The organism is Vibrio wakamikoensis (assembly GCF_050337275.1).
In the GTDB taxonomy this organism is placed as follows: Bacteria; Pseudomonadota; Gammaproteobacteria; order Enterobacterales; family Vibrionaceae; genus Vibrio; species Vibrio chaetopteri.
On the sequence record NZ_JAKJST010000028.1, the window covers coordinates 92,761 to 113,885 of the forward strand.

Annotated in this window: 21 protein-coding genes and 1 pseudogene; all 22 read left to right on the forward strand. The window is 49.1% G+C overall.

Annotation, left to right across the window (positions count from 1 at the left end; all coding sequences use genetic code 11):
* Positions 1–11: 11 nt before the first annotated feature.
* The gene (fliH, locus tag L4C42_RS17165; RefSeq protein WP_429761402.1) at positions 12–812 is read left to right on the forward strand and encodes a flagellar assembly protein FliH; all 801 of its coding nucleotides are present in this window, start codon (positions 12–14) and stop codon (positions 810–812) included.
* The gene (gene fliI, locus L4C42_RS17170) at positions 812–2,137 is read left to right on the forward strand and encodes a flagellar protein export ATPase FliI (RefSeq protein ID WP_429761404.1); all 1,326 of its coding nucleotides are present in this window, start codon (positions 812–814) and stop codon (positions 2,135–2,137) included. The genes fliH and fliI overlap by 1 nt, the downstream gene beginning before the upstream one ends.
* A 4-nt stretch (positions 2,138–2,141) precedes the next feature.
* Complete coding sequence (fliJ, locus tag L4C42_RS17175) at positions 2,142–2,585, forward strand: flagellar export protein FliJ (protein WP_112480503.1); 444 nt, start codon at positions 2,142–2,144, stop codon at positions 2,583–2,585.
* A 146-nt stretch (positions 2,586–2,731) separates the two neighbouring features.
* Positions 2,732–4,462, forward strand: a complete 1,731-nt coding sequence (locus L4C42_RS17180) for a flagellar hook-length control protein FliK (protein WP_429761406.1) — start codon at positions 2,732–2,734, stop codon at positions 4,460–4,462.
* A 112-nt stretch (positions 4,463–4,574) separates the two neighbouring features.
* Complete coding sequence (gene fliL / locus L4C42_RS17185) at positions 4,575–5,078, forward strand: flagellar basal body-associated protein FliL (RefSeq protein ID WP_429761408.1); 504 nt, start codon at positions 4,575–4,577, stop codon at positions 5,076–5,078.
* A gap of 7 nt (positions 5,079–5,085) precedes the next feature.
* Positions 5,086–6,135: a flagellar motor switch protein FliM gene (gene fliM / locus L4C42_RS17190; protein WP_429761410.1), complete on the forward strand. Its 1,050-nt coding sequence runs from the start codon at positions 5,086–5,088 to the stop codon at positions 6,133–6,135.
* Between the two features lie 52 nt (positions 6,136–6,187).
* Positions 6,188–6,598, forward strand: a complete 411-nt coding sequence (fliN, locus tag L4C42_RS17195; RefSeq protein WP_429761412.1) for a flagellar motor switch protein FliN — start codon at positions 6,188–6,190, stop codon at positions 6,596–6,598.
* A 27-nt stretch (positions 6,599–6,625) separates the two neighbouring features.
* The gene (gene fliO / locus L4C42_RS17200) at positions 6,626–7,051 is read left to right on the forward strand and encodes a flagellar biosynthetic protein FliO (protein ID WP_418642041.1); all 426 of its coding nucleotides are present in this window, start codon (positions 6,626–6,628) and stop codon (positions 7,049–7,051) included.
* Positions 7,044–7,922, forward strand: a complete 879-nt coding sequence (gene fliP, locus L4C42_RS17205) for a flagellar type III secretion system pore protein FliP (RefSeq protein WP_353496734.1) — start codon at positions 7,044–7,046, stop codon at positions 7,920–7,922. Before fliO ends, fliP begins: the two co-directional genes overlap by 8 nt.
* Positions 7,923–7,935: 13 nt before the next feature.
* On the forward strand, positions 7,936–8,205 hold the full coding sequence (gene fliQ, locus L4C42_RS17210) for a flagellar biosynthesis protein FliQ (protein ID WP_353496733.1): 270 nt from the start codon (positions 7,936–7,938) through the stop codon (positions 8,203–8,205).
* A 6-nt stretch (positions 8,206–8,211) separates the two neighbouring features.
* Complete coding sequence (fliR, locus tag L4C42_RS17215; RefSeq protein WP_353496732.1) at positions 8,212–8,994, forward strand: flagellar biosynthetic protein FliR; 783 nt, start codon at positions 8,212–8,214, stop codon at positions 8,992–8,994.
* A 13-nt stretch (positions 8,995–9,007) separates the two neighbouring features.
* Positions 9,008–10,138, forward strand: coding sequence for a flagellar biosynthesis protein FlhB (gene flhB / locus L4C42_RS17220; protein WP_353496731.1), 1,131 nt, complete (start codon positions 9,008–9,010; stop codon positions 10,136–10,138).
* A 144-nt stretch (positions 10,139–10,282) separates the two neighbouring features.
* Positions 10,283–12,388 carry a flagellar biosynthesis protein FlhA gene (gene flhA, locus L4C42_RS17225; protein ID WP_353496730.1) on the forward strand — a complete coding sequence of 702 codons (2,106 nt, stop codon included), beginning with the start codon at positions 10,283–10,285 and terminating at the stop codon, positions 12,386–12,388.
* Positions 12,389–12,454: 66 nt separating this feature from the next.
* The gene (flhF, locus tag L4C42_RS17230; protein ID WP_429761416.1) at positions 12,455–13,984 is read left to right on the forward strand and encodes a flagellar biosynthesis GTPase FlhF; all 1,530 of its coding nucleotides are present in this window, start codon (positions 12,455–12,457) and stop codon (positions 13,982–13,984) included.
* A 12-nt stretch (positions 13,985–13,996) separates the two neighbouring features.
* The gene (locus L4C42_RS17235; protein WP_429761418.1) at positions 13,997–14,884 is read left to right on the forward strand and encodes a MinD/ParA family protein; all 888 of its coding nucleotides are present in this window, start codon (positions 13,997–13,999) and stop codon (positions 14,882–14,884) included.
* On the forward strand, positions 14,877–15,608 hold the full coding sequence (locus tag L4C42_RS17240; RefSeq protein ID WP_429761420.1) for an RNA polymerase sigma factor FliA: 732 nt from the start codon (positions 14,877–14,879) through the stop codon (positions 15,606–15,608). The genes L4C42_RS17235 and L4C42_RS17240 overlap by 8 nt, the downstream gene beginning before the upstream one ends.
* 45 nt (positions 15,609–15,653) lie before the next feature.
* Positions 15,654–16,022, forward strand: a complete 369-nt coding sequence (cheY, locus tag L4C42_RS17245; protein WP_006069980.1) for a chemotaxis response regulator CheY — start codon at positions 15,654–15,656, stop codon at positions 16,020–16,022.
* 31 nt (positions 16,023–16,053) lie between these two features.
* Positions 16,054–16,770, forward strand: coding sequence for a protein phosphatase CheZ (locus tag L4C42_RS17250; protein ID WP_353496726.1), 717 nt, complete (start codon positions 16,054–16,056; stop codon positions 16,768–16,770).
* 8 nt (positions 16,771–16,778) lie between these two features.
* A complete protein-coding gene (locus L4C42_RS17255) occupies positions 16,779–19,028 on the forward strand; it encodes a chemotaxis protein CheA (RefSeq protein ID WP_429761423.1) in 2,250 nt (749 codons plus the stop codon).
* 11 nt (positions 19,029–19,039) lie between these two features.
* Positions 19,040–20,155 carry a protein-glutamate methylesterase/protein-glutamine glutaminase gene (locus L4C42_RS17260; protein WP_429761425.1) on the forward strand — a complete coding sequence of 372 codons (1,116 nt, stop codon included), beginning with the start codon at positions 19,040–19,042 and terminating at the stop codon, positions 20,153–20,155.
* Position 20,156: 1 nt separating this feature from the next.
* Positions 20,157–20,936: a ParA family protein gene (locus L4C42_RS17265; RefSeq protein WP_429761427.1), complete on the forward strand. Its 780-nt coding sequence runs from the start codon at positions 20,157–20,159 to the stop codon at positions 20,934–20,936.
* Positions 20,926–21,125: pseudogene (locus tag L4C42_RS17270) on the forward strand (hypothetical protein); the annotation flags it as partial. The gene L4C42_RS17265 and the pseudogene L4C42_RS17270, both read left to right, overlap by 11 nt.

A 21,125-nucleotide genomic window follows, 5' to 3' on the forward strand; every position in this document is an offset into this window, starting at 1 on the left:
AAGGTTTGCCGATGTCTGGTGATCGAAAACGCGGCTTTTTACGCCCATCTGAAGATAACACTGTAGAGCAAGCTCACTCATGGGGCTTGCCTGATTACACCTCTCGAGTGACTCAAGAAGCAAGAGAAACGGCGCTCAATTACGACCCGAGCTGGACACCCCGTGAAGAGGTCGCTCAGGAAGAAGAGCCATTGATGCTCACCGAGGAACAAATCGAGCAAATCAAACAAGGCGCCTACCAAGATGGTCTTTTCCAAGGCCAAGAAGCAGGCTTTAAGCAAGGTTATGACAAAGGCAAAGAGGAAGGCCTCGCTGCCGGTCATGGTGAGGGTTTAGAACTGGGTAAAGCGGAAGGCGTGGCGGCTGGTGAAGAGTATATCAAACAGCAAGTCGACACCTTCATGGAGTTAGCCAATCAATTCGCTAACCCGCTTGAGCTAATGAACAACCAAGTTGAAAAGCAGTTGGTGGACATGGTGCTGGCACTGACCAAAGAAGTGGTTCATGTCGAAGTTCAAACCAACCCACAGATCATCCTCGATACCATCAAACAGTCTGTGGAAGCTCTGCCTATCTTAGGTCATGCGATCACCTTAAAACTCAACCCAATTGATGTTGATATCGTGCGTGCCGCTTATGGCGATGATGAGCTAAATATTCGCAATTGGACATTGGTCGTTGAGCCGTCGCTCAATCGCGGTGATGTTTACATTGAAGCGGGTGATTCTAGCGTGAGTTACAAACTGGAAGATCGCGTTAAAAACGTTCTGCAAAGCTTTTGCGGTGCCAATCGCCACCAAGGGGGCGAGTAATGCAGCCGCTGGCTCAGCGACTGGCTAACTATAAGGTCGAAGGCCATAAATCTCGAGCAACCGCGTCAGGCAAACTGGTTCGTGTGGTGGGCTTAACGCTCGAAGCGATCGGTTGTAAAGCACCTATCGGCAGCCTGTGTAAAGTGGAAACCATGCATGGTGATATGGATGCTGAAGTAGTTGGCTTTTCTGGCGAACATCTCTATCTCATGCCAAGTGAGCAAATCACGGGCGTATTGCCAGGGGCAAAAGTGACCCCAATGGCGTCGGAAACGGGTTTGCCTGTTGGAATGGAGCTTCTCGGCCGCGTGATTGATGGCGTGGGTAATCCGCTCGATGGCCTTGGCGACATCTACACCGAAAAGCGCGCCTCATTCAATGCTGAGCCTATCAACCCATTGGCTCGAAAGCCAATCACTGAACCTTTGGATGTTGGTCTTAAAGCCATCAATGGTCTTTTAACCGTAGGTAAAGGTCAGCGTATTGGTCTATTTGCCGGCTCTGGCGTGGGTAAGTCGGTGACGCTTGGCATGATGACTCGCGGCACGACTGCACAGGTGGTTGTGGTGGGTCTCATTGGTGAACGTGGTCGCGAAGTAAAAGAATTCATCGAAGAAATTTTAGGCACTGAGGGGCGTCAGCGTTCAGTGGTGGTTGCCGCTCCTGCTGATGCTTCACCGCTGATGCGCCTGAAAGGCTGTCAAACGGCTTTGACCATTGCAGAGTATTTTCGCGATCAAGGTTTAGATGTATTGCTGCTCATGGACTCGCTAACCCGTTTTGCCCAAGCGCAGCGTGAAATTGCCCTCTCTGTTGGTGAGCCGCCAGCGACTAAAGGCTATCCACCATCGGTGTTCGCTAAACTGCCCGCCTTGGTCGAGCGTGCTGGTAATGGTGACGTCAATCAGGGCTCGATTACGGCATTTTTCACGGTACTGACGGAAGGGGATGACCTACAAGATCCGATTGCCGATGCTTCGCGAGCCATTCTAGACGGCCATATTGTGCTATCGCGTGAGATGGCGGATGCCGGTCACTACCCAGCCATTGATGTCGAAAGGTCGGTGAGTCGTGTCATGCCACAAATTACCGATGATCAGCATGTCCTGATGTCCAAAGCCGTGCGACAAATTCTGTCCGTTTGCCGTAAAAATCAAGATTTGGTATCGATTGGTGCCTATAAGCCGGGAACCGATCCGGCTATCGACAGCGCGTTTACCTTGAAGCCAAAACTCGACCAATACTTACAACAAAGTATGCGAGAAAGCGTGCCTTACGATATGTGCCTTGGCATGTTGAAACAGCTTCTGTCCGTAGAGTCGTAATTGTATGGAAAACGCCCTAGAGTTTTTGCTTGAGCAAGCGAAAGATAACGAACAACAAGCCGTGCTGGCATTAAACAAAGCTCGCACTGAGCTTGAAGGATACTATCAGCAAGTTCAACAAATCGAGCAGTATCGACTCGACTATTGCAACCAGTTGGTCGCTCGCGGACAAGAGGGATTAACGGCCAGCCAATATGGACACCTCAATCGCTTCCTCACTCAGTTAGATGAAACACTTACTAAGCAAAAGTCAGCCGAAGGGCATTTTAAGCAGCAAGTGGATGACTGTGAAGAGTATTGGCACAACACCCGCAAACAGCGCCAGTCTTACGAGTGGTTGATTGAGAAAAAAGCCAAAGAGAAAGCCCAGCTCGAAGCGAAGCGAGATCAAAAGCAAATGGATGAATTCTCCAATTTGTTGTTCGCCCGTCGTCGCCAGGCACGTTAACTTCCCTACCTAGACTTTCTGGTCTCCACTTTCTGACACAATTAGGCATGATACTCGGTATAAAAATTGCATCGAACTGCCTAGAGAATATGGGCGGCAAGTTTCCGCCGAGTCAGCAACCTTTTTAAATAACGGGCGTAAATGGAATGAGTCTGTCGATTTCAAATAACAGCGTATCGAGTAGCGTGCTACCAAAGAGTGAAGGAAAAACTTCAGTCTCTGAGAGTGATGCGGCCGAAAGCCCGGGATTTTGGGATAAGTTAAAAGGCGCACTATCTCCAGAAAAGTCTGAAGCTGATCAAAAGGTTGAGGGCAGTGTAGCCAAATCAAAGACCAGCTCTCAGTCAACAGATGCTATGCTGGAAGATGCGGCAACGCAGACGAAATCCAGTAAAGAAGACTCCTCTGATGAAGAGGTATCTGATGTAAAAGCGGCAAAGACGGAGAAGGTTGAGAGTGCTGCGAAGGGTGAAGACTCAGACTCGCCTGTCAAAAAAATGACAGATGAGACAGCGCTGGCAGGTGCTACTCAAATTAACGCTGAAGAGTCCGCGGATTTAGCCGCAGCCAAGACTTCATCAGAAAACAAGACTTCATCAGACCAGCCTGGCAACAATGCGACGAAAACTGGCGCAGATGCCGAGCAAGCCATGTCTGAAAATGCAGAACTGCTTTCGCGTCTAGACGAATCCAATAAAGCCCTAAAAAACCCCGTTGATGGTGAAACTGAGAAAGTTGCAGGCGCAGTAGCAGTAGGCGTTGTTGTCGCCGAGCAAGCGCAGCCTTCTTCGCAGACAGCGGAACAAATAGCCTCTTCGCTAACTGGCGATAAGACAGAGCTAGCCAGTAAACAGGTTCAAGGTTCGAATACAGTACTCGCGGCATCAGCGGCGGGTGCCCACGTTTCTGACGGTAAATTGACGCAAGTCTCTGAGGCTAAGACTTCGCTCGCAGCTGAAGGCGAGGGCAAGCCGCAAGCAAACATTGCTTGGAGTAAATCCGACGCAGAACTTGCCGCCAAATCAGAAGCGAAAGCAGCACTTGCAGGTACCGCTTTTATAGCGGATAAAATGCCGTCTGCAGCAACGTCCCAGGCAGGCGCTCCTTCTGCTGGCACCGCTCATCAAGCTCAGGCGCAAGCCAACTCAACCCAAGTGCCAGTTCAAGGCGCTCAAGCCGTCAGCCAATCCGCTGGTGAAATGGCCGCTGCAGCAGCGATGATGGCGGGGGGTAAAGAGCTTGGTGGTACCGATGCAACCAAAACAGGTTCGCCGATAGGCACGCAAGTGGCTGGGGCGAATATCAATGGAATTAAAGGCGCTAATAAAACTCAAATTCCGGCTGGCTTGGGTAATGACACCGCGCTACAAGCAACAGGTGCATTAACGGCGACCCAGCAATTGCGTGCTGAGCAGCAGACGCCCGCCGCCTCTGCGGTTCAATCACCAATGGTACTGACAAAAGAAAATGCCAGTGATCAAGTTGCTGAGCGTGTACAAATGATGATGTCGAAGAACTTAAAGCACGTCGATATTCGTCTTGATCCACCTGAGTTAGGACGCATGCAAATTCGCATGAGCCTTAACAACGATTCGGCAACGGTGCACTTTACCGTTCAAAACCAGCAGACTCGCGATATGGTTGACCAGGCGATGCCAAGGCTGCGTGAAATGTTGTCACAGCAAGGCATTCAGTTGGCGGACACGTCCGTACAGCAGCAAGGTCAGCAGCAGCGCCATGCGTCAAGCGGGTCTGGTACGGGCGGCTCTGGGAATAGCGCATCAAATGGCAGCGGTGACGTAGACAGTGTTGAAAATGGCACGAGCGTTGAAGTCGCAGTAAAACAGAATAAAGATGGCATAAGTTACTATGCATAAGGTAAAAATTACGGTGCATAAGGCAAAAATTACTGTGCATAAGGTAAAAATTACGATGCATAAAGTAGAAGTGACTATGTCTAAAACAAAGTAACGCAGTAGTTGAAGAGTTATGGCTGAAGAAAGTTTACAACCCGCAAAAAACAGCAGCAAAAAGATGCTGATTATTATTGTTGCCGCTGTCGTGGTACTACTTGGTGTCGGTGGTGGCGCATACTGGATTTTGAGCTCAGATGACACAGTGAGCGTATCATCGCCTACCAAAAGTGCTTCTGGAGGTGCTGCGGTACCTGTTGACCCGATTTCTTATGTCAATCTCGCCCAGCCATTTTTGTTTAATGCATCTGGCAAGCAGCGCGATCGTATGGTGCAGATCAAAGTTCAGCTTATGGTGCGTGGCTTAGATAACGAGAGTCAAGCGCGTTACCATTCACCATTAATTGAAAGCACTCTGCTTTCAACGTTTGCCTCTACGACGGTAGAGCAACTGCGCAGTTCGACAGGTCGTGTCGAGCTTCGTGATCAGGCGACCACTGATGTTCAAGCAAGCCTCAGCCAAGTAGTAGGTTCGCCAGTGGTTGAGCGTGTGTTATTTACCGATTTTGTAATCCAATAGGTGCATTGTGACCGATTTATTAAGCCAAGATGAGATTGATGCGCTACTGCATGGTGTGGATGACGTCGATGAGGTAGAGGACGAGCTGGATCAAGACCCGGCGGATGTCGTCCATTTCGACTTTTCATCGCAAGACCGCATCGTCCGTGGACGCATGCCAACGCTTGAGCTGATTAACGAGCGCTTTGCGCGCCACATGCGCATCAGTTTATTCAACATGCTGCGTAAAACAGCTGAAGTGTCGATTAACGGCGTTCAGATGATGAAATTTGGTGAGTACCAAAACACGCTGTACGTTCCGACTAGCTTGAACATGGTGAGATTCCGTCCACTAAAAGGTACGGCACTGATCACGATGGAAGCACGCTTGGTATTTATCTTAGTTGAGAACTTTTTCGGTGGAGACGGCCGTTTCCACGCCAAGATTGAAGGCCGTGAGTTTACGCCAACCGAGCGCCGTATCATTCAGCTGTTAATGAAAACGGTGTTCGAGGACTACAAAGAAGCGTGGTCGCCGGTGATGGGCGTCGAGTTTGAGTACTTAGACTCAGAAGTTAACCCGAGTATGGCGAACATCGTCAGTCCGACCGAGGTTATTGTGGTGAGTTCTTTCCACATTGAAGTCGATGGTGGTGGCGGTGACTTCCACGTTGTCATGCCTTATTCCATGGTGGAGCCCATTCGTGAACTGCTCGATGCGGGTGTCCAATCCGACAAGATGGAAACCGATGTACGCTGGAGCAGCGCGCTGCGTGAAGAAATCATGGATGTTCCGGTTAACTTTCGCGTCAACTTATTAGAGAAAGATGTGTCGCTGCGCGATCTTATGGAGCTGCAAGCGGGCGATATTATCCCAATCGAGATGCCTGAGAACGCCACTATGTTTGTCGAAGATTTGCCAACCTACCGAGTGAAGATGGGGCGCACTGGCGAGAAAGTCGCAGTGCAAGTGTCGGAGAAAATTCGCCGACCAGATGTAGTGAAAACCGATTTGGCTTTCCTTGGTAAAGACATCATGGCAGAGCTTGAGCACGTCGAAGGCTTAGACCAAGAATAATCAAACTGCGCAGGCGCGCGGTGCAACAGAATAACAGAAGTAGAGATAACCAATGACAATCAGTGATGACCAAAAATTAGCGGACGAGTGGGCAGCGGCACTGGGTGAAGATCCAATGGCGCCCGACGTAAATGTGGATGAAGTTCTGGCGGCGCCACTGGATGAGCTAGAAGATTCACCTGCACCAATTACTGATGATGAGCGTCGTAAGCTCGACACCATTATGGACATTCCTGTCACTATTTCGATGGAAGTAGGGCGCTCGCAGATCAGTATTCGTAACCTGCTACAACTCAACCAAGGTTCGGTGGTTGAACTTGACCGTATTGCAGGTGAGTCGCTCGATGTAATGGTCAACGGCACCTTGATTGCCCACGGCGAAGTGGTTGTGGTAAACGATAAGTTTGGTATTCGTTTAACGGACGTGATCAGTCAAACAGAGCGCATTAAGAAGTTGCGCTAATCAAATTTAGTGAATGGAATTAGGCTGATGACATTGAATCGATATTGGTTGTCCACGATTGGGGCGGCGCTGTTTATGACTTCCGGAATCGCCAATGCCGCGGCAGAAGTTTCAGCTAACGGCGGTTCGCCGTTTGATTTTGCTGCCACGCTTGGCTCACTCGTATTAGTGATTGCTGTGATCTTGGGTTTAGCATGGGTGTTAAAGCGCATGAAAGTGCCCTCTTTGGTCAATCAGCAAGGGCTTAAGATTGTTCGCCAAATTCCTGTTGGTACCAAAGAGCGCATCGCGATCGTAGAAGCGGGTGAAGAGCAGTTTTTAGTGGGCATTACCTCACAATCGATTCAACTTATCTCAAAGCTTGAGAAGCCGCTTGAAGAGAGTGAGGTCTCTCAACCTGCATTTGCTAGTCAGTTGTCAAAAATCATGAAAAAGCAGACTCACAATGACTAACTCTATTCGACTTGTTGTTGTTTGTTTATTGCTGATTGCTGCGCCACTGTTTTCTGTTGGTGTGAGTGCTGCTGAAGAAGAGTTAGCAACGCCTATCTCAAGCTCTGCTGCTCCAAGTAGCAGCGTTACCGTCAGCGAAATGCGCAGCGACCGAGGCGCAGCCGGTGCAACCACATCCAGTGCCTTTGGCACGGGGCCTGGCATTCCAGCATTTACTATGACGACTAATCCAGACGGCAGTGAAGACTATTCGGTCAACCTGCAAATATTGGCACTGATGACCATGCTAGGCTTCTTGCCTGCCATGGTGATTTTGATGACCTCCTTTACCCGAATTGTCGTGGTGATGTCCATCTTGCGCCAAGCAATGGGTTTGCAGCAAACGCCGTCCAATCAGGTGATCATTGGTATTGCCATATTCTTGACCTTTTTTATTATGTCCCCGGTGCTCAATCAGGTGAACGAGCAAGCTGTTCAGCCCTACCTCAATGAGCAGATCAGTGCCAAGCAAGCCTTTGAACAAGCACAAGCACCCATCAAAGACTTTATGCTAAAGCAAACGCGCGTCAAAGATTTGGAGACCTTTGTTGAAATGTCTGGTTCAACCGCACAGAACCCAGAAGACGTTTCTATGGCAGTGCTTATCCCGGCCTTTATTACTTCGGAGCTGAAAACCGCCTTCCAAATTGGCTTTATGCTGTTTTTACCGTTTCTTATCATTGATTTGGTCGTGGCGTCCATTTTGATGGCAATGGGTATGATGATGCTGTCACCGATGATTGTATCCTTGCCGTTTAAACTGATGTTGTTCGTGCTGGTGGATGGATGGAATCTAATTCTTTCCACCTTGGCCGGCAGTTTCGCCTTGTAGCTGGAGTAGCATTATGACTCCTGAGATGTTTGTCGAACTGTTTAGAGATGCGCTGTGGCTGGTATTGCTGCTGGTTTGTGCCATCGTAGTGCCGAGCCTGTTAGTCGGTCTTGTTGTGGCTATCTTTCAAGCCGCGACTTCGATTAACGAACAGACGTTAAGTTTTTTGCCAAGATTGATTGTCACCATTTTGGCACTGATGGCGTTTGCCCATTGGGGCACGCAGATGATGATGGAGTTTTTTTATGAAATCATCGAGCGTCTCCCATTGGTACTATGGTAACCCCGCATGGAATACCCAGCGAGTGACGTCCTTGATTGGCTAACCAACTTCTTTTGGCCTTATGTGCGTATTTCTGCCATGTTGATGGTGATGTCCGTGACTGGGGCGAACTTTGTGTCACCTCGTATTCGATTGTTCTTGGGGCTTGCGCTGACGCTGGCGGTGTCACCTTCGATACCAGCCATTCCTCAAACCATTGAGTTGTTGTCGTTTCAAGGTTTCCTCACCGTCGCTGAGCAAATACTTATCGGTACGGCGATGGGCATGGTGACGGTATTTATGGTGCAGACCTTTGTTATGCTCGGCCAGATATTGGGTATGCAATCGAGCCTAGGTTTTGCTTCTATGGTTGACCCTGCGAACGGTCAAAATACGCCGGTGTTAGGTCAGCTATTTCTATTTCTTACTACCATGTTTTTCCTTGCGACAGATGGCCATCTTAAGATGATTCAACTGGTGGTGATGAGTTTTAAGACCTTGCCAGTGGGCTCGGGACACCTGTCCAGCGCGGATTTTCGCGAAATGGCTGGGTGGCTAGGCATCATGTTTCAGACTGCATTGAGTATGGCTCTGGCCGGTATTATCGCGCTTTTGACCGTCAACTTGTCTTTTGGTGTTATGACTCGTGCAGCGCCACAACTTAACATCTTCTCGCTCGGTTTTGCGTTTGCGCTACTGATCGGTTTGATGATCTGTTGGTACATTATGGCGGGGCTGTATAGTCACTATCAGCTCTATTGGTTACAAGTAGAAGGTCAGGTGTGTCGCTTGATCGATCTCGCGTGCTAGGGGAGGGCTGATCATGGCAGAATCCGACGGCCAAGAACGTACCGAAGACGCCACCCCCCAGCGGCTTAAACAAGCTCGCGAAAAGGGACAGGTGGCGCGATCCAAAGAACTAGCATCGGTGTCCGTACTGATTGTTGGCTCGCTATCACTGATGATGTTTGGCGAAGGGCTAGCGCGCGCATTGTTTAGTTCAATGTCGCGGTTATTCACCTTAACCCGAGAAGAAATCTACGACTCCACCAAACTCTTTGATGTTGTGCTCGGTGCACTGTCGAGCTTGTTGCTACCACTGACACTTATCTTGGTTGTGTTGTTCGTTGCTGCGCTTGTCGGCGCCGCGGGCGTCGGGGGCATTAGTTTTTCGGCGGAAGCAGCGATGCCAAAGCTGTCGAAAATGAACCCACTTAGCGGTGTGAAGCGAATGCTTGGGATGCAAAGCTGGGTGGAGCTTATCAAGTCGATTTTAAAAGTCGCGCTCGTTGCCGGGATGGCGTTTTATTTGGTTAACGCCTCGCGTGCGGACTTATTCCAGCTCAGTATGGAAGTCTATCCTCAGAACATCTTCCACGCGCTGGATATCTTGCTTAACTTTATTTTGCTGATTAGTACGACGTTGCTCATTGTGGTAGCGATAGATATCCCGTTTCAGATCTGGCAGCACGCCAACCAACTGAAAATGACCAAACAAGAAGTGAAAGACGAATACAAAGATACCGAGGGTAAACCTGAGGTGAAAGGGCGTATTCGTATGTTGCAACGGGAAGCCGCTCAACGGCGCATGATGGCAGAAGTGCCTCAAGCTGATGTGATAGTGACTAACCCTGAGCACTTTTCCGTAGCGCTTCGCTATAAACAAGGCCAAGACAAAGCGCCAATTGTGGTCGCAAAAGGCGTGGATCACATGGCGCTGAAGATCCGTGAAGTGGCGAGAGAGCACAATATTTATGTTATCCCGTCACCGCCATTAGCTCGCTCGCTTTATCACACCACAGAGCTGGAACAAGAAATCCCTGATGGACTGTTTGCAGCGGTGGCGCAAATTCTCGCTTATGTGTATCAGCTTAAGCAGTATCGCAAAAAGGGTGGACAGCGGCCTAAGCTGCAAAATGAGCAGGTCACCATCCCGAAAGATATGCGTTACTAATACGACTTTGCCAGCGTGGGTGGCAAAGTCGTAGTGTCAAAAAAATGGCGTGCGTTAGTGGCGTAATTCTTGCACATTAGTCCTTATTAAAAGAAACAACCCGAGTCTCCAAGGAAAGTGGAGACCAGCAGTGAACTATCCGTAATGAAATTGACGTTACCTTTTGCCGATAAGTTGCCGAACATTCCGCGTCGAGCGCTACCTGCTATCGGTGCACCGGTTATGGTGCTTGCCGCGCTTGCGATGATTGTATTGCCGATCCCGGCAATTCTGCTCGACTTGTTCTTCACCTTTAATATCGCATTGGCCATGGTGGTCTTGCTGGTATCGGTCTATACCCGTCGTCCTCTTGATTTTGCCGCATTCCCAACCGTACTGCTGATCGCCACTCTGTTGCGTTTAGCGCTAAACGTGGCGTCTACTCGTGTGGTTTTACTCTATGGTCATGAAGGGGGCAGCGCTGCCGGTAACGTCATTGAAGCGTTTGGTAACGTAGTTATCGGTGGTAACTACGCCGTGGGTCTCGTGGTGTTTATGATTTTGATGATCATTAACTTCATGGTGGTTACGAAAGGTGCGGGACGTATTTCTGAGGTAAGTGCTCGCTTCACCCTCGATGCCCTACCAGGTAAACAGATGGCGATCGATGCTGACCTTAACGCTGGTCTCATTGACCAAGACCAAGCACGCCTGCGCCGTTTCGAAGTGACCAAAGAGGCTGACTTCTACGGTTCGATGGATGGTGCATCCAAATTTGTTAAGGGCGATGCCATTGCAGGTATTTTGATCCTGTTTCTCAACATCGTTGGGGGTCTCAGCATTGGTATGATGCAGCACTCGCTCGGCTTTACCGAAGCCCTGCAAATCTACACGTTGCTGACCATTGGTGATGGTTTGGTTGCTCAAATCCCATCGCTACTACTTTCCATTGCTGCCGCTATCATGGTAACCCGTCAAAATACTGACGAAGACATGGGGGAGCAGGTCGTATTCCAGCTTTTTGATAACCCGAAAGCATTGACTATCACCGCCGGTATTTTGGGTGTGATGGGTATTGTGCCGGGTATGCCACACTTTGCTTTTCTACTTTTGGCTGCGTTGGCTGGTGGTGGCGCCTATTGGATGCACCGTAAACAGCAAGCTAAAGCGGATGAGAAGAACCTACCGGCGGAGGTGGGTGCCAACAGCAATGACCCGGCTGCGCCGCCAAAAGAGCTCTCTTGGGATGACGTTCAGCCCGTTGATGTGATTGGTCTTGAAGTGGGCTATCGTTTAATTCCACTAGTAGACAGAGACCAAGGTGGTGAGCTGCTTGAACGTGTGAAGGGTGTTCGTAAAAAGCTATCCCAAGACTTTGGCTTCCTTATTCCTGCGGTGCATATTCGCGATAACTTAGAGCTGACGCCTAACTCTTATCGCATTACCTTGATGGGGGTCGCTGTGGGAGAAGCCGAAATTCGCCCCGATCAGGAGCTCGCGATTAATCCTGGACAAGTTTATGGCCTGATTGATGGTGAGCAAACCATTGACCCTGCATTTGGGCTAGAAGCAGTGTGGATTCAAGAAGCGCAGCGAGAACACGCCCAGGCGCTTGGTTATACCGTCGTAGACTCATCTACAGTGCTTGCCACTCATTTGAGTCAGCTCTTGACCAATAACGCCGCTCAGCTATTAGGTCACGAAGAAGTGCAGAACCTTCTGGAAGTACTTGGTCGCAGCGCTCCTAAGTTGGTGGAAGATTTTGTCCCAGAGCAATTGCCGCTGGGTACCGTAGTCAAGGTTCTACAGAACTTGCTGCATGAGGCGATTCCTATCCGTGATATCCGTACTATCGTCCAAACTTTGGCGGAATACTCCGGCAAGAGTCAAGAACCTGACGTATTGACGGCAGCGGTTCGTATCTCGCTGAAACGCCTGATTGTTCAGGAAATCAACGGCATAGAGCCGGAGCTTCCAGTGATTACCCTGATACCTGAGCTGGAACAAATTTTGCATCAAACTATGCAAGCGTCTGGCGGTGAATCCGCAGGCATTGAACCTGGATTAGCCGAAAGACTTCAAGCTTCGCTAACACAAGCGACTCAAGAGCAAGAGCTAAAAGGAGAGGCAGCTGTGCTGCTAACATCGGGTGTATTGCGTTCGACGCTCGCTAAATTCGTGAAAAATACCATTCCGAACTTGCGAGTCTTGTCTTACCAAGAAATCCCTGATGAGAAACAGATTAGAATCGTGCAGGCCGTAGGTAATTAGCCTTAGCACTGGTCATCGGTCTTTACACCGATGAGCCGGACATTGCACATTGAATGGATGTAACACTTGAAAATTAAACGATTTTTCGCCAGAGATATGAGGCAAGCTCTGCTCCAAGTTAAAGAAGAACTTGGTGCCGATGCTGTGATCATGTCGAATAAAAAAGTGGCGGGCGGCGTAGAAATCGTGGCTGCTATTGATGGCGATACTGCGCAACCAGAGCGTCAAATGGGCAGCAATGCTCTAGCAGCGCCATCGCGTTCGGCCTTGCCGAGCTATGGTCGCGACCTCAAAGAGGATGTGGTGAACTTGCAAAAGGGCAGCGCCGCACCGACCAGTAGCGCACTACCATCGATGACCGATCGTTTCGCGAATATGCTAAAAAGCTATCGCGGCAACGACAACGAGCAAAGCAAGCCGAAGAATACACCACCAGATTCACTCTCAGCATTACTTGAACGTCAGTCGGAGCGCAGTAAGTCTGCCGCTGATTCTCGTTCAGTGAGTGATGGCTATCAAAACAGCGACCGCTTGCAGTATGCTCAGCAAAACCGCTCTGAGACGACTTTCCGTGACCGCCAAGAAAGTGCTCGTCCCTCTTACCGCTCTGACGAAGGCTATTTAGATAATGCTCGTGAGACGCGCAAACCAAGTAGTGGCCGCGATGGTAAGTTTGGTGAAGAGCTCGAAGCGATGAAAGAGGATATGTCCTCGATCCGTCGTTTGCTCGAACATCAAGTTTCCGGATTAATGTGGCAAGAAGTTGAGCGTCGTGAGCCGCTGCGTGCCATGTTGATTAAACGCCTTGAACGCATGGGGATCTCCCCTGAGCTTTCTGACCAGCTTGCTTGCTATATTCCAGAAGACACACCGCCACAAAAAGCGTGGAAAGCGTTGCTGTCTTTGGTCTCCGATCAGATTGTTGTCAGTAAGCAAGATATTCTACGCAAAGGTGGCATCGTTGCGCTGCTCGGTCCTACAGGTGTAGGTAAAACCACGACTGTGGCAAAACTCGCTGCGCGTGCGGCGATGGAGTATGGCTCAGACAATGTCGCCTTGGTGACTACTGACACTTATCGTATCGGTGCTCACGAACAGCTGTCGATTTATGGCCGAATTATGGGTTGCCCGGTAAGAGTCGCTAAAGATTCTGAAGAATTGGCCGATGTACTCTATCAGTTGAGAAATCGACGTTTGGTGTTGATAGATACCGCCGGTATGGGCCAGCGCGACGTGCGTTTGTCCGAACAGTTAGACACTCTGATGCAAGAGAGTGGCGAAGTGATTCACAGTTACCTTGTTTTGCCTGCTACAGCGCAGCGACAAGTACTGCAAGAGACACTGGATCACTTTAGACGCATTCCGTTATCTGGTTGTATTATGACCAAGCTGGATGAGTCGTTGAGTTTGGGTGAGTTTATTAGTGTCGTTGTCCAAAATGCACTACCGGTGACCTACATTGCGAATGGTCAGCGAGTACCGGAAGACATCGTGATCGCGCAGCCAAAATACATGGTCGCGAAAGCCAACGAATTATTAGAGAAGTCGACAGAGAATGAACCTCACTTCTGGAACAGTGATATGGAGGGGGTTTAGATGCAAGCGAAAATGACAAATAACATGATACATGATCAGGCCAGTGGCCTAAGACGTTTGACTAAACCAACTTTAACTAAAGTTATCTCTGTCACCGGCGGCAAAGGCGGCGTAGGTAAATCCAACGTAACGCTTGGTTTGGCCATTTGCATGGCGCGCCAAGGCAAGAAAGTGATGGTACTTGATGCCGACTTAGGTCTTGCTAATGTCGATGTCATGCTGGGCATCCGACCTAAGAAAAATCTAGGTCATGTTCTGGCGGGTGAATGCGATTTAAAAGACGCTATCGTTGAAGGCCCACACGGCATTAGAATCATTCCAGCGACGTCGGGTACCCAAAGCATGACGGAACTAAGTCATGCACAGCACATGGGACTTATCCGTGCATTTGGTAGCTTGGAAGAAGAAATGGACGTGTTGTTGGTGGATACTGCAGCAGGTATTTCTGACATGGTGGTCAGTTTCTCCCGCGCCGCGCAAGATGTCGTTGTGGTGGTCTGTGATGAACCAACGTCGATCACTGATGCCTATGCATTGATTAAATTGCTGAGCCGCGAGCACCAAGTGCAACGCTTCAAAGTGGTGGCGAACATGGTTCGTAGCTACCGAGAAGGCCGAGAATTGTTCACAAAATTGACACTAGTCACAGAGCGATTCTTGAATGTGAGCCTTGAGTTAGTCGCCTGTATTCCATTAGATGATAAAGTGCGACAAGCGGTGAAGAGACAGAAAATTGTTGTGGATGCATTTCCACGTTCACCGGCGGCATTGGCGATGAGCTCGCTTGCCAACAAAGCGCTGACTTGGCCAATACCAAAAGTACCAAGTGGCCACTTGGAGTTTTTTGTCGAGAGACTACTCAACAGACCGGAAGTATTAGAGGAACCGTTTGGTGAATAAAGCTTTGACCTATGACCAGCATGCCAATTTGAGTGGTCAGCAAGCTTTCTTGGAGAAATACTCAGTATTGGTGAAACGAATCGCTCACCATTTAATTGGGCGTTTACCACCTAACGTGTTGGTAGAAGACTTGATTCAGGCCGGAATGATCGGCTTGATTGAAGCACAAAAGAATTATGATGGTAGCAAAGGTGCAAGCTTTGAGACCTATGCTGGCATTCGCATTCGAGGTGCGATGCTAGACGATATTCGTCGAGGTGACTGGGTGCCACGTTCGGTACACAAGCACAGTCGTGATATTTCGCAGGCGATTTCGGTATTGGAGGTGGAGCTCAATCGTGACCCGACCGATACGGAAGTCGCCAACCATTTAGGAATGAGCCTAGAACAATATCACAAGGCATTGTCAGACATTAACTGTTCAAAACTTGTTGGTATTGAAGATCTTGGCATTTCCGAAGACTCTGTATCTGTTGCAGATGAAGAAGATAACTCGCCTTTTCAGGGGGTCGCGGATGATGCATTTCGCGAAGCGTTAATAGAATCAATAAAATCGCTCCCAGAGCGTGAAGCGTTGACGTTATCCCTGTATTATGATGAAGAGTTAAATTTGAAGGAGATAGGTGAGGTATTGGGCGTCAGCGAATCGCGCGTTAGCCAAATACTAAGTCAATCCATGCAGCGTCTTCGCACCAAGCTAAGCGCTTGGACCGATAATAATTAATAAACACTGATTTTGCTTTCAGTGGAGGCAACTTTGAATAAAAACATGAAAATCTTGATTGTTGACGATTTTTCAACAATGCGTCGTATCGTTAAAAACCTTTTGCGCGACTTGGGTTTTAGCAACACGCTAGAAGCCGACGATGGTTTGACGGCTTTGCCAATGCTCAAGAAAGGCGATTTCGACTTTGTGGTGACTGACTGGAACATGCCTGGCATGCAAGGTATTGATCTGCTTCGCCATATTCGTGCCGACGAAGAGCTGAAGCACTTGCCTGTTCTTATGATCACTGCAGAAGCTAAGCGTGAGCAAATTATTGAAGCGGCGCAAGCGGGTGTAAACGGCTATATCGTTAAGCCTTTCACTGCGGCAACACTAAAAGAAAAACTAGATAAAATCTTTGAGCGTTTATAAGACGCCATAAATAGCAGACGGCTATATCAGAATGATTTCATTGGAACAAGCTAAGCAACTTGTTGATTTGTTAGAACAAGGCAAGCAACAAGAAGCGGACGAGCTGGTCATGATGATTCAAGGTGGCAGCGAGCGCAAAGTGCTTCAAGAAGTTGGTGCGCTAACCCGTGACCTACACGATGCACTGACGGAATTCAGTTACGATACTCGTCTTAACGAGATTGCTACTGACGAAATCCCAGAAGCGCGCGATCGCCTTGAATATGTCATCAATAAGACCGAAGTCTCAGCGAATACAACCATGGATGCGGTGGAACGCTGTTTGCCAATGGCGGACAGTTTACATGAGTGTTTAACTCAGGTACGCCCTCAGTGGAACGAGCTGATGCATGGCAGGCTCGAGCTACAGCAATTTAAAGACCTGTGTCATCGCATTGATGACTTACTCAGTCAAGTGGAAGGGGACAGTACCGAATTGCGTACTCAACTGACCAATATCCTTATGGCACAGGACTTTCAAGACCTTACTGGACAGATCATCCGACGCGTCATCACGTTAGTGAGTGAAGTGGAAACGCGCTTGGTAGAAATCTTGAAAGTGTTCAGTGACGAACAACAACCAATAACAACAAAACCAAAGCAAGCGACCTCTGGCGTTGAAGGACCAATCATAAATCCTCATGAGCGTGACGATGCTGTTGCTTCGCAAGACGAAGTTGATGACTTACTTTCAAGTCTTGGGTTTTAGGGGTGACTATGAGCTACGAATTAGATGAAGAGATCCTTCAGGACTTCCTAGTGGAAGCGGGGGAGATCCTAGAGTTACTTTCTGAGCAACTTGTTGAGCTAGAAAATAACCCGGAAGATAAAGATCTGCTCAACGCGATCTTTAGAGGCTTTCATACCGTGAAAGGTGGTGCCGGATTCTTGGCGTTGACCGAACTGGTTGATACCTGCCATGGCGCAGAAAACGTGTTCGATATATTACGTAACGGACAGCGTTCGGTGAATGCTAGCTTAATGGATACCATGTTAAAAGCGCTGGATACGGTAAACGTTCAGTTCCAGTCAGTTCAAAATATGGAGCCGATTGATCCTGCCGATCCTGCTCTGCTTGAAGAGCTTCATCGTTTAAGTAGCCCAGAATCTGCTGACGAAACAGCAGCCTCACCTACACCGCCGCCAGTCGTCGACGTTGTTCCAGAATCCGTTCCTGAGGTAGTGTCAGAAGCGCCAACTGCGGAGATCTCCGCGAGTGGTTCGATTGATGATATTACTCAAGATGAATTTGAACGTTTGTTGGATGAGCTTCATGGTAAAGGTTGCAGTCCAACGAAATCAACCGCTAAACCGACCATGACTGTGGTTGAAACACCAGCTCCCGCGTCAGCGCCGAGCGATCTTCCTTCATCGGATATTACCGACGACGAGTTTGAAAAGCTTCTAGATGAGCTGCATGGTGTCGGTAAAGGACCATCTGCAGCGGATGGCGCTCAGCCAGCACCAGTTGCCCCGTCTAAACCAGCGCCAGCACCCGCTGCTAGCTCTGCGAATGACGGCGGTGATTTGATGACAGACGAAGAATTCGAAAAGTTATTAGATGAACTGCATGGTGTAGGTAAAGGTCCCTCTCCTGATGAGCTAGATGCTGCGACTAAGCCTGCTTCAATGAACGAAGCACCTGCTGACACTAAGCCAGTTGAACCTGTAGCACCTGTCGCAGAGCCTGTTGCTGCACCAACTGTTGCACCTGTCAGCGTAGGTAACAGTGAAAAATCACTACCGGCTGAGAAAAAAGCGACGGCTGTTGCACCTAAGAAACCACAAGCAGAAGCAAGCGTACGCGTTGATACGTCAACACTAGATACCATTATGAACATGGTAGGCGAATTGGTATTGGTTCGTAATCGTTTGGTGAGCTTGGGTCTTAACAGCAACGATGAAGAGATGTCGAAAGCGGTCTCGAATCTCGATGTTGTTACCGCAGATTTGCAAGGTGCGGTAATGAAAACCCGCATGCAACCGATTAAAAAGGTGTTTGGCCGTTTCCCTCGCGTGGTTCGCGATTTAGCACGTAGCCTAAACAAAGACATCGTACTTGAGATGCAAGGCGAAGATACCGATCTGGATAAAAATCTAGTCGAAGCACTCGCGGATCCATTGATCCACTTGGTGCGCAACTCGGTTGACCATGGCATTGAAATGCCAGACGTCCGTGAATCTACTGGCAAGTCCCGTACGGGTAAAATTACCTTATCAGCATCGCAAGAAGGCGACCATATTGAGCTCGCAATCATCGATGATGGTGGCGGTATGGATCCTGATAAACTGCGTGCCATTGCGGTGAAACGCGGAATGATGGATGACGATGCTGCGTCTCGCTTGACGGATAAAGAGTGCTTTAACCTTATCTTTATGCCGGGTTTCTCAAGCAAAGAGAAGATTTCTGATATCTCTGGCCGTGGTGTAGGAATGGACGTGGTGAAAACCGCCATCAACACTCTAAACGGTTCAATCGATATCGATTCAGAGCTTGGTAAAGGTACCAAGATCACTATTAAAGTCCCACTGACTTTAGCGATTTTACCGACCTTGATGGTGGGTGTTGGTAAAAACCCATTTGCACTGCCACTTGCAAGTGTGAATGAGATTTTCCACTTGGATCTAAGCCGCACAAATGTGGTTGATGGTCAATTGACGATTATCGTTCGTGATAAGTCTATCCCGCTATTCTATTTGCAAGACTGGTTAGCACCACACGCGGGTCGCGCTCAGCAGCGCACCGGCCATGGTCACGTCGTGATTGTTCAAATTGGTAGTCAGCGTGTTGGCTTTGTTGTTGATACCTTGATTGGTCAAGAAGAGGTGGTGATCAAGCCTCTCGATAGCTTGCTACAAGGTACTCCAGGCATGGCTGGTGCAACGATCACCAGTGACGGCCATATTGCGCTTATTCTTGACGTGCCGGACTTACTTAAACAGTACGCTGCAGCATCGCGTATCTGATAAGGAAGTCTATGTCGTTAAAAGTATTAGTTGTAGATGACTCTAGTTTCTTCCGTCGCCGAGTCAGCGACATTATCAATGCTGCGCCACGTCTGGAAGTTATCGACGTGGCCATCAATGGTAAAGAAGCGGTAGAAAAAGCGCTAGCGCTAAAGCCTGACGTGATCACTATGGACATTGAGATGCCCGTCATGGATGGCATCACTGCTGTCCGTGAGATTATGAGCGCTCAGCCAACCCCTATTTTGATGTTTTCTTCATTGACCCATGAAGGCGCAAAAGCCACGCTGGATGCGCTAGAAGCCGGGGCGTTGGACTTCTTGCCTAAGAAGTTTGAAGACATCGCACGAAATAAAGATGAAGCAGTTAGCTTACTGCAGCAGCGCGTGCAGCAAATTGCTAGCCGCAGAGCGTTATTGAGACGCACGGCGGTGCGCCGACCTATGTCTACGCCAAGTACTGCGCCAAGAGCAACGGTCACTCGCCCTAATGATGATGCATCAGCGTCTAAAACGGCGGCACCTGCAGCGCGTTTTCGCAGTAGCGGCAAAAGTTATCAGTTGACGGCGATTGGTACGTCGACAGGCGGCCCTGTTGCCCTGCAAAAAATCCTGACTAAATTGCCAGGCAATTACCCTCATCCGATTTTGCTGATCCAGCATATGCCAGCAACTTTTACCGCAGCATTCGCGGCTAGGCTAAACTCGCTCTGCCAAATCACGGTGAAAGAAGCTGCCAATGGCGATGTACTGCAACCAGGTGTGGCCTATCTTGCCCCTGGCGGTATGCAAATGATGATCGAAGGGCGCCCTGGGAGTGCGAAAATCCGCATTCTTGATGGCGGTGAACGCATGAACTACAAACCTTGTGTTGATGTTACCTTTGGCTCGGCGGCCAAGATTTACCACGACAAAGTATTATCGATGGTACTGACCGGAATGGGGGCTGATGGCCGAGAAGGTGCACGCATGCTGAAATCTGCTGGGTCGACGGTATGGGCTCAAGATGAAGACTCTTGCGTGGTTTACGGTATGCCACAAGCAGTCGCTAAGGCAGGGATTTCTTCAGAAGATCTGCCTCTTGATCGTATTGCTGAACGCATTTTGGTTGAGTTGAAGAGGTCGTAACATGATCGTATGGAGTGTTGCTAACCAAAAAGGCGGTGTCGGTAAAACGACAACCACTGTTACGTTGGCGGGGCTTTTGAGCCAGAAAGGTAATCGTGTATTGCTTATCGATACCGATCCTCATGCTTCATTGACCACTTACTTAGGCATGGACTCAGATCATCTATCACACAGTTTGTTTGATATGTTCCAGCTTAAAGAGTTCAGTGATAGTCGAGTTAAGCCGTTAATCCACAACACTAACATCGAAAATATCGATATTTTGCCAGCGCACATGTCGCTGGCAACGCTCGATCGAGTGATGGGTAATCGAAGTGGTATGGGACTTATCCTTAAACGCGCTCTAATGACTATTCGTGATGACTACGATTACGTGTTAATTGATTGCCCACCTATCCTTGGGGTCATGATGGTAAATGCGCTGGCGGCAAGTGATCGCATCTTAATTCCGGTCCAAACAGAATTCTTAGCGATGAAAGGCTTAGAGCGTATGGTGCGTACACTTGCGATTATGCAAAAGTCGCGTCAGCGTCCGTTTAAGGTCACCATAGTACCAACCATGTACGACAAACGTACGCGCGCATCGCTGCAAACCTTGACTCAGCTTAAACAAGATTACCCATCGCAAGTGTGGAGCTCGGCAGTACCGATAGACACTAAATTTCGCGATGCCAGTTTGAAGCATTTGCCTGCGTCACATTTTGCGGCGGGCAGTCGAGGTGTCTTTGCCTACAAACAGTTGCTGATTTACTTGGAGAGGCTAGCGCAAGATGAAAGCTGATACCGCGCCGCTCTCAAGTGAGCAGGCGCTGGATGATTACTTTGCGTCGCTGCTTGGTTTAGAACAAGACGAGTTATTGCTTGACGAAGAGCAAGCGCTCGAAGATGTTCCTGTGGAGCCAGAGCCAGAGCCAGAGCCAGAGCCAGAGCCAGAGCCAGAGCCAGAGCCAGAGCCAGAGCCAGAGCCAGA